The following is an 8,552-nucleotide window of genomic DNA, read 5'->3' as shown; positions in this document are numbered from 1 at the left end:
CGATGCTCCTGGACCATGCGAACCGCACGCTCACGCACTTCCGGGGAAAACTTCTTCGACTTGTTCATGGCTCCATTCTCTCAAGTGTCGGAGCCTCCGCAATACCCGGGGCGGTTCAGAGTGAACGCCGCGCTTGATCTTCTGAGTCGTCAGCAGTCCAGTTGAGCCTAGGTTGTAACCCGCCGCCAGTCGTTCTTTCCTGCTACCCCTCATTGGCCGTACTTTTGTGTCGTTGTGTGCACTATCGGAGCAGATAGGGGAGGGGAGTAAATGAGCTAATGCGCAAGTGCGCATATGTTGTTTTGCGCATTTACGCTGTAAGTTGTTCAGCGCATGCGTCTCTAGCAGCGATCTTTGACTTGCAGAATGCTTGGAGCGATACTTGTATCGCATTTAAGCAGGAGGCAATACCATGCCCATTTCAATCCGACTCCCCAGCGATGTTGAAACCCGGCTCAACGAATTGGCGGCGCGCACCGGTCGTAGCAAGACGTTCTACGCCACCGAAGCGATCGTCGATCACATCGACGACCTCGAAGACTTATACCTGGCCGAGCAGCGCCTTGTGGACCTGCGCGCAGGGAAGTCCGACACTGTTTCGCTTGACGAGCTGATGGCACGTTATGGCCTGGACGGTTAAGTTCGAGCGATCAGCCGAACGTGAGCTATCGAAACTCGATCCGCAGATTGCACGCCGCATTCTTGTATTCCTTCATGGACGTGTGGCACCCCTGGACGATCCGCGCAGTATTGGCGAGGCATTGAAAGGTGCCAAACTGGGCGCGTTCTGGAAATACCGGGTTGGTGACTTCCGCGTGATAGTCAGCATCGAGGACGCGGAGCTTTGCGTCTTGGTCGTGAGAATTGGTAATAGGCGAGACGTATACCGTTGAAAGTTGATGCGCAATTGATCCTTTGCGCATTTGTGTAATCAATCAGGGCATCCGACATGCACAAACCGCCGCGCCCAGGAGCAATAATCAGGGATGAGGTACTGGCACCGCTGAATCTGTCGATAGCCGAAGCGGCCGATCGGCTGGTCATGTCTCGGGATGCCTTGTCGCGTGTTGTATCCGGCGAAACCGGCATTAGCGCCGAATTGGCGCTACGCTTGGAGCAGGCGGGCGTCAGCACGGCCCGCGCCTGGCTTTCGATGCATGCCAACTATGACTTGTGGTGCGCGATGCAGCAGGAACAACCGCCAGTTCGCGCATTGGAAGACGGTCTGTCAAAGCAACGCCCTAATAGTGCGCGGATTGCCAACATAACACCGGACAATCTTCATGGTGAAATAGACTTTGGCCCGGAAGTTGGTCGTGAGGTATGGGAGGGTTGACCGTGCTCCGAATAACCAAGGTTTCCGAACTGCCCGAGTTTGATGCGTCCGAGTATCTGAACAGCGAAGAGGATGTGGCGGAGTATCTGACGGTTGTTCTGGAAGAGAATGACCCGGCTCTATTGGCCGCAGCACTCGACGATATTGCCAAGGCTTGGGTTCGCACCAAGGTGAAGGCTGCGCAGGCTTCAGCTGACGCCGGCAACCTGATGTCGACCGAAGAGGTTGAAGCTGAAGCGGCGACTTGGCGTGCTGATGTTCTGCGCAAGGTCTGCGACGATGATCTGATGGCCGCGGACGATGACGCTACGCTGAAGGCCGCGTTTACCGCCGCCGCACAGGACAACGGTACTACGGCCGAGCAGCTAGTGTGCGATTTGATGCGGGAGTATGTGCGGCGGCATCAAGCGGTGCTCGATAACTCATTCGAGCTAAACCCGGGGCAGCGCGAATACCTGATCCGTCTTGCGCCCGGCTACATTTGGTGGAAGACGCCTGAAGAGGCGCTGCAATACCCGATGCACCTTGTCGCCCGCATTATGGATAGGGGCGAGCTAGAAGACGTGCGGGAGCTGGCCCAGTACTTTGACAATGAGCGTCTGGCGGCCGTTCTTCGCCAAGCCGAGATTGGATGGTTCCACCCTCACTCGTGGAGCTATTGGCACTATCGTCTGGGTATCGCCAAGACGGCTGATGAGCTGCCACCAATGCCTAAGCGATTCTAGACTTGTCCTGCACGGTGTCGCATTGAGTCCCGCGACCCTGCTGGGGAGTAACACTGCAGTTAGGGAGCCTGCTGGTAGTTATACGCACCCAGCTCTTGATTCGAGACAAAAAGCCCCTGGATCGCCAGAAGAACAAATGAGGCATGCATGCACCGGCTCAGCCACCTTGTCATAAAGAACTTCCGCGCTTGTCGCGAAGTATCGTTGCCACTGGAGGGCTATACGCCCCTGGTTGGTCCAAACAATACCGGCAAGTCCACCATCATTCAGGCGATTGAGTGGGTGCTCAAACCGAAGGCGTTGCCGGCTAATGAGCTCTTCGATCCTCAGAGCCCACTGGAAGTGGCCGCCTGTATTGACGGTGTCAGTGACGAGATTTTGGGGCGCATTCCTGAGCAGAAGCATCGAACAGCGATTGAGCCTTACTGTCGCGATGGCCGATTGTGGATTCGTGTGACCTCTACCGGGACTGGTAAGAAAGCGATTAAGCAAGAAGTCTGGGATATTTCGAAAAGCTCAGGAAGTGACTTGCCGGAACACTGGCGTGATTACCCCACCGGCTTGCCTCAAGCGGTGTCGGCGCTGTTGCCGGAGCCGTTAGTCGTGCAGGCCATGCACGATCTTGGCGAAGATCTGGGTAAGGCCAAGGCTGGGACTACCATCAAGGGACTGCTCGACGAGATTATGGGGCCTTTGCTGGCCGCCCATACGGAGCTGAATGCCGCGCTCAAGACCATCCACAACGTGCTGACAGCCGATGGCGATAACCGGTCCGAGCATTTGAAGCAATTCGATGATGACGCCACGTCAGCGCTGGCTCAATTCTTCCCCGGCCTAGCACTGGAGCTGGATTTGCAGCCTGTGGATGTCAAAGAGTTCTTCAAGGCTGGTGATCTACATGTGACCGACAATGCCACCGGCGACCGGCGACGGTTTGATCAAATGGGCACGGGTGCCCAGCGGGCGATCCAGATGGCGTTGATTCGCCACTTGGCGGAAAACCGCAAAGGGGAAGAAGCGCGCCCTTCGCGTCGTTTACTGTTGATCGATGAGCCAGAGTTATACCTGCACCCGCATGCGGTGCGACGTTTGCGGGAGGCACTTGCCAGTCTCGCGGGAACTGGTTTTCAGGTGATCTTCTCCACCCATTCGCCACTCATGCTGAGCCGGGATAACGCTGCCGATACCGTCATCGTAGGTAAGACGTTGGAGGCAGGCGTAATCACTCAAAAACCTCTGCGCCATGCTGTGGAGGATGCACTACAAAATGCCGAGAGCCAGTCGCGCACCCTATTCGAGCTGAGCAATCTGGCCGATATCTACTTTGCAGACCGAGTGGTGTTGTGCGAAGGGAAGACCGATCGACGCTTGCTCCCATTGGCTTATGAACGGCTTTATCAGAAACCGCCCGACCTGGACCATGTGGCTTTTGTGTCGTTGGGCTCGTGCGCCGATATCCCTAAGGCTCTGCCGGTGTTGGCAGCCATGGGTATTGCCGCCTGTGCGGTGGTTGATCTCGACTTTGCCTACACTCACGCCCGCAAGGGCGGTCTGCTGCCGCGGGACGGGGATGATCTGGCCCAGGCTAAAGCCATCCTCCAACGCTTGGAATCCGAACACGGCTTCACGCTGCACACAAACGGTCTGCCACAGAACGACAAGAACAGCGGCTGGTTGGCCGCCGACGTTTGGGCAAAATTTGCTGCCGATGCCGACGGCGAAGCCATTGCCAAACAGACGCAGAGCGCTCTTCAGGCCCACAACGTCTGGGCTTGGCTGGAAGGCTGTATAGAGCAGGTCACCGGCAGCGATGACAAGGGCGAAGAAGCGATTATCGAACAGGAGCAGAAGTTGCGTTCCATGAGCGCGGCTGAAATCGAACAACAGATGCCCGCCTTCAAGGCGTGTTTTGACTGGATCAGGAGTCTTTAATGCCAACGCTGGAATTCAAGGGCAAGCAGTTTGTCTATTCCCACCACCTCGGGGTGCCCTTTCGCGAATTGCAGGTGGTGCCCGACAAGTCCCTGCCGGCTGATGGCAAGAAGCCTTCGCTCGACGACAATCTGATCATCCATGGCGACAACCTGGAAGCGCTCAAGGCTCTGCTACCTACCCACGCCGGCAAGGTGGATTGCATCTTTATCGACCCACCCTACAACACCGGCAACGAAGGGTGGTGTTACAACGACAATGTGCGTTCGCCGCTGATGAAGGAATGGCTAAAGAAGGCTGCCAATCCGGTGGATAAGGAAGACCTGGAGCGGCATGACAAGTGGTTGTGCATGATGTGGCCAAGAATCAATCTTCTATATGAGCTTCTTTCAGAAAATGGAAGTTTCTGGATTACATTAGATGATAATGAGGTTCATCATGCACGAAAAATACTTGACGAAATATTTGGCGAGGAGTGTTGTGTTGGGCAACTTGCTTGGCAGAAAAGAACTTCAAGGGAAAATCGAGCAGCACTTTCACCAAGTATTGACCATTTGTTGCTTTATACAAAAGGCCTCCCGGATAGCTGGAGATTGAAGAGAAACCTTATTCGCGCTAGCGCTGATGGAGATGAGAGCGATTCTGATACCAAGGGCACCATACCTTTTTCGGCGCAAGGTTATCGTAAAAATCAGGTGTATAAAATTACAACACCCACTGGATTGATTCTTGATCCACCTAAAGGCCGGTGTTGGGGGGCTACGGAATCAGAGTTCGAGAAGTTAAAGGCGCAGGAGCGTGTTTATTGGCCAAAAAATGGAAATGGACGACCCCGTATTAAGCCGATAGAAGGCCAAGACAAAGCGTTGGTTCCCAATACACTTTGGTTGGCTTCAGAAGTCGGTGATACCGAGACATCTAAGAAACGACTCATGGAAATATTTTCCGAGCGTGATGAATTGGGGATTCACGCGCCGAAGCCTCATGAGCTAGTTGAACGAATAATTCAAATTTCCACATCCACAAATTCTGTTGTCTTAGATTCTTTCGCTGGAAGTGGGACAACTGCTCATTCAGTGCTGGAAGCGAATAAAAAGGATGGATTAAATAGACGTTTCATTCTGGTTGAGTGTGAAGACTATGCTGATAGTCTCACGGCAGAGCGCGTGCGCCGAGTGATCAAGGGCTATCCCTATGCCGGCACTCAGCGCATGGAGCTCTACCGGGAAAACATAACCTGGAGTACGTTTGAGAAAAAGCAGGCCAAGGTGCTGGAGCACATTGCATCCATCGAAAACCTTCACGGCCACGAGTACGACACAATCAAGAAGCAGATTAAGGATGGCGTGCTAACCGTCACCGGTGAGCGCAAGGTGAAGGAAACTGCGCCGGGCCTTGGTGGCAGTTTTACCTATTGCGTTCTGGGCGAGCCGATCGATATTGAAAGTCTGCTCACCGGAAAGAACCTGCCTAGTTTTGAGGCACTGGCGCGGTATGTTTTCTACACCGCCACGGGGCAATCGCTGGAGAAAGTCGGCAAACCTGCTCCTGATGGGTTGATCGGCGAGACCGAGCTGTTCCGTGTGCATCTGTTCTACCAGCCGAATCGAGAGTGGTTGCGTTCCAACGACTCGGCGCTGAATGCCGAGCGTGTGACGGCCATTGAGCAAGGCAACAAGGGAGGCAAGCGCGCCATCGTGTTTGCTGTGGCCAAGTTCATGAGTCAGAAGGAGTTGACCTCTCGCCGCATTGAGTTCTGCCAGCTTCCCTATGCAGTGCATCGCATCCTGGGGGATTGAGCATGGAGCTGAAGGAGTACCAGCAAGGCGTGCTGAGTAAGCTGGACAGATATCTGACGGTGCTGGCTGAACAGCGTGAACAGGCCGAGGATTTCGTCGAGTTCCAGAAGAGTAAGGGCAGGACAGCCACACTAAACGACTACTGTCGCGACACATGGGAGCAGCTCAATACTGAACGCTTGTTGCCATACCTGTACCACGCCAGCCAGCCTGTCGTTGCACCCTATCTGTCGCGTCACGACGGACTGGGTCTTTCCGTACCTAATATTTGCTTCAAAGTACCGACCGGTGGCGGCAAGACGCTGCTGGCCTCCGCCGCACTTGAACGCATCCAGGCTGACTACTTCAAGCGCCAAGTCGGACTAGTGCTGTGGGTGGTGCCGTCCGAAGCCATCTACAGGCAGACGTGGAAACAACTGGCGAACCGTGAACACCCCTACCGACAGATGCTGGAACGTGCATCCGGTGGGCGGGTCAAATTGCTGGAGAAGGGAGATGCTTTTACCCAGCGAGATGTTGACGGACAGCTGTGCGTGATGCTGCTGATGCTTCCCTCGGCGGCGCGTAAGTCCAAGGAAACGCTGCGTCTGTTCCGCGACAGCGGGCGTTTTACCTCCTTCTTCCCGGTGGAGGATGACAGCGACGCGAACCACATCCTTCTCGAACGCGTGCCGAACCTCGACCAAAACGATCTGGTGGATATGGGCTTCGCCGAGGGGATTGTGCCGGGGTCTATTTCCATCAAGCAGAGTCTGGGCAACGTGTTGCGCTTAGTACGCCCGGTAGTGGTTATCGACGAGGGGCACAAGGCCTATTCGGATACCGCCCGCGATACGCTGGCCGGGTTCAACCCCCGCTTCGTTCTAGAGCTCTCCGCCACGCCTAACACCAATGGCAAACACCAGTCCAATGTGCTGGTAAACGTGCCAGGGGCGGACCTCAAGGACGAGGAGATGATCAAGCTGCCTATCAACGTGATCAACGAGGGCAAAGGCGGCTGGAAGCACGCCCTGACGCTGTCACATTCCAAGCAGCAGGAGTTGGAGCAAGCAGCCCAAGACTGGCATGCAGAATTGGGTCAGTACATCCGCCCAATCGTTCTGATTCGTGTCGAACGCACAGGTAAGGATCAGCGCGATGCAGGCTTTGTGCATGCCGAAGATGCACGCGAGTACCTGCGGGACCAGCTGGGCGTGAAGGATGAATATATCCGCTTGAAAACCTCTAGCGATGACGAGCTGGCCGACGAAGACTTGCTTTCAGATACCTCGCCGGTGCGATTCATCATCACTAAGGACGCCCTGCGCGAAGGCTGGGATTGTCCTTTTGCCTACGTCCTGGCGGTACTGTCACGCACCACTGCCACCACCGCGCTGACACAGATGATCGGCCGTGTCTTGCGGCAACCCTACGCTCGGGCCACCGGGCACGCGGAGTTGGATGAGTGCTATGTGTTCACGTTCGACCAAGACGTGACCGAGGCCGTCAATAGCGTGCGCAAGGGCTTGGAGGATGAAGGCATGGCCGATCTCGCCTCTAGCGTAAAGGCCGTCGATCCCAGCACGGGGAAGGCCCGTAATCTGCACCGAGAAACGATTAGACGACGTGGCAAATTTGCCGGTTTGCCACCGATTTTTCTGCCCCGAGTGCTGCATCGTGATAGGAGTGCGCCAGACGGTTACCGCCCTCTAGATTACGACCGGGATGTGTTGGGCGCGCTCGACTGGGAGTCGCTGCGCTTTCTTGACTTGAAAAAGGCCACCGTTGATGACGACAAATTGCAGCGTACTGTCGCCCGTGTGACGCTGGATCGGAAGGCGAAAGAGACCGGGCAGACGGTATTCGAGTTAGAGCACGAAGAGATCAAAGCGCTACCGGAAGAAGGGCTGGATGAGCCTTACCTGGTGCGCCAGCTGCTGGACGTGGTACCCAACCCTTGGCAGGGAATGCGGTTGCTGGAAGAAACTCTGGAGGCGCTGCGGAAGCAGGGCGTGAGCGATGAGCAACTTTATGCCAACCGGCTGGATCTAGCGCTGACCATGAAGTCGGACTTGCGCAAGCAGGTCAACGCCATGGCCGAAGCGCTGTTCCGCGACAAACTCCAGAGCGGTGAGATTGCCTTGCGACTGGTTTCCTCCAACGATCCAGTCCTGAACTGGAAGATTGCCGAGACTTTAGAACTTGATGTTGCGGATGTCGATCCACTGCTGTACCGCAAGAACGGTGCTCCGCTCGAAAAGAGTCTCTTTGAAAAGGTCTACCAGAAGGAATTCAACGATCTGGAAAAGAACACCGCGTGGTACCTGGATGAGAGTGCGAGTGTGTATTGGTGGCACCGCATTGCCGTGAATCAGCGTTCTTACGGATTACAGGGCTGGCAGCGCCACCGGGTATATCCTGACCTGTTAGCCTGTGTGCACGGAGTCGAGGACGGTAAGTTCCGCTTCTCGGTATTGGAGACCAAGGGCGACCACCTGAAAGGCAATGACGACACTGAATACAAGCGGAAGCTATTTGAGCTCTTCACCCGCTACGCCGATCTCACCGCCGCCGTTGGCCAGCTTGAACTGGACGATCTGGGCGACCCCATGCGTTTCAAAATGGTGATGGAGAAAGACTGGAAGCAGGCATTGGTGGATGAAGGCGTATAGCAGGGGAGCCACAATACGCATATAACAACGGAATCAACGGGAATCGAGCTTTTCAGTTGTTATCGAAAATACTCTCTCGCGAGTGGGTTATATGCGATCTTTGAGTTTC

Annotated in this window: 7 protein-coding genes; all 7 read left to right on the top strand. The window is 55.3% G+C overall.

Translation table 11 applies throughout. The features are described 5' to 3' along the window. The first annotated feature begins 412 nt into the window (after positions 1-412). The 7 genes from P8014_RS18825 (at position 413) to P8014_RS18795 (ending at position 8,443) form a co-directional block, all read left to right on the top strand. Entirely contained in the window at positions 413-640 is a 228-nt protein-coding gene (locus tag P8014_RS18825; protein ID WP_337818864.1) for a TraY domain-containing protein, read from the top strand. Next, positions 624-893, top strand: a complete 270-nt coding sequence (locus tag P8014_RS18820) for a type II toxin-antitoxin system RelE/ParE family toxin (RefSeq protein ID WP_337818863.1) — start codon at positions 624-626, stop codon at positions 891-893. Before P8014_RS18825 ends, P8014_RS18820 begins: the two co-directional genes overlap by 17 nt. Positions 894-949: 56 nt before the next feature. Further along, complete coding sequence (locus P8014_RS18815; protein ID WP_337818862.1) at positions 950-1,336, top strand: HigA family addiction module antitoxin; 387 nt, start codon at positions 950-952, stop codon at positions 1,334-1,336. A 2-nt stretch (positions 1,337-1,338) separates the two neighbouring features. Continuing rightward, positions 1,339-2,061 (top strand): hypothetical protein, encoded by a 723-nt coding sequence (locus tag P8014_RS18810; RefSeq protein WP_337818861.1) that lies wholly within the window; start codon positions 1,339-1,341, stop codon positions 2,059-2,061. Positions 2,062-2,208: 147 nt separating this feature from the next. Next, entirely contained in the window at positions 2,209-3,993 is a 1,785-nt protein-coding gene (locus tag P8014_RS18805; protein ID WP_337818860.1) for an AAA family ATPase, read from the top strand. Beyond that, positions 3,993-5,792 carry a site-specific DNA-methyltransferase gene (locus tag P8014_RS18800; protein ID WP_337818859.1) on the top strand — a complete coding sequence of 600 codons (1,800 nt, stop codon included), beginning with the start codon at positions 3,993-3,995 and terminating at the stop codon, positions 5,790-5,792. The genes P8014_RS18805 and P8014_RS18800 overlap by 1 nt, the downstream gene beginning before the upstream one ends. A 2-nt stretch (positions 5,793-5,794) precedes the next feature. Then, complete coding sequence (locus P8014_RS18795; protein WP_337818858.1) at positions 5,795-8,443, top strand: DEAD/DEAH box helicase family protein; 2,649 nt, start codon at positions 5,795-5,797, stop codon at positions 8,441-8,443. Positions 8,444-8,552: the final 109 nt, after the last annotated feature.

This window comes from Acidihalobacter sp., from assembly GCF_037381185.1.
Lineage (GTDB): Bacteria > Pseudomonadota > Gammaproteobacteria > DSM-5130 > Acidihalobacteraceae > Acidihalobacter_A.
This window is presented reverse-complemented; position numbering and strand designations above follow the sequence as displayed.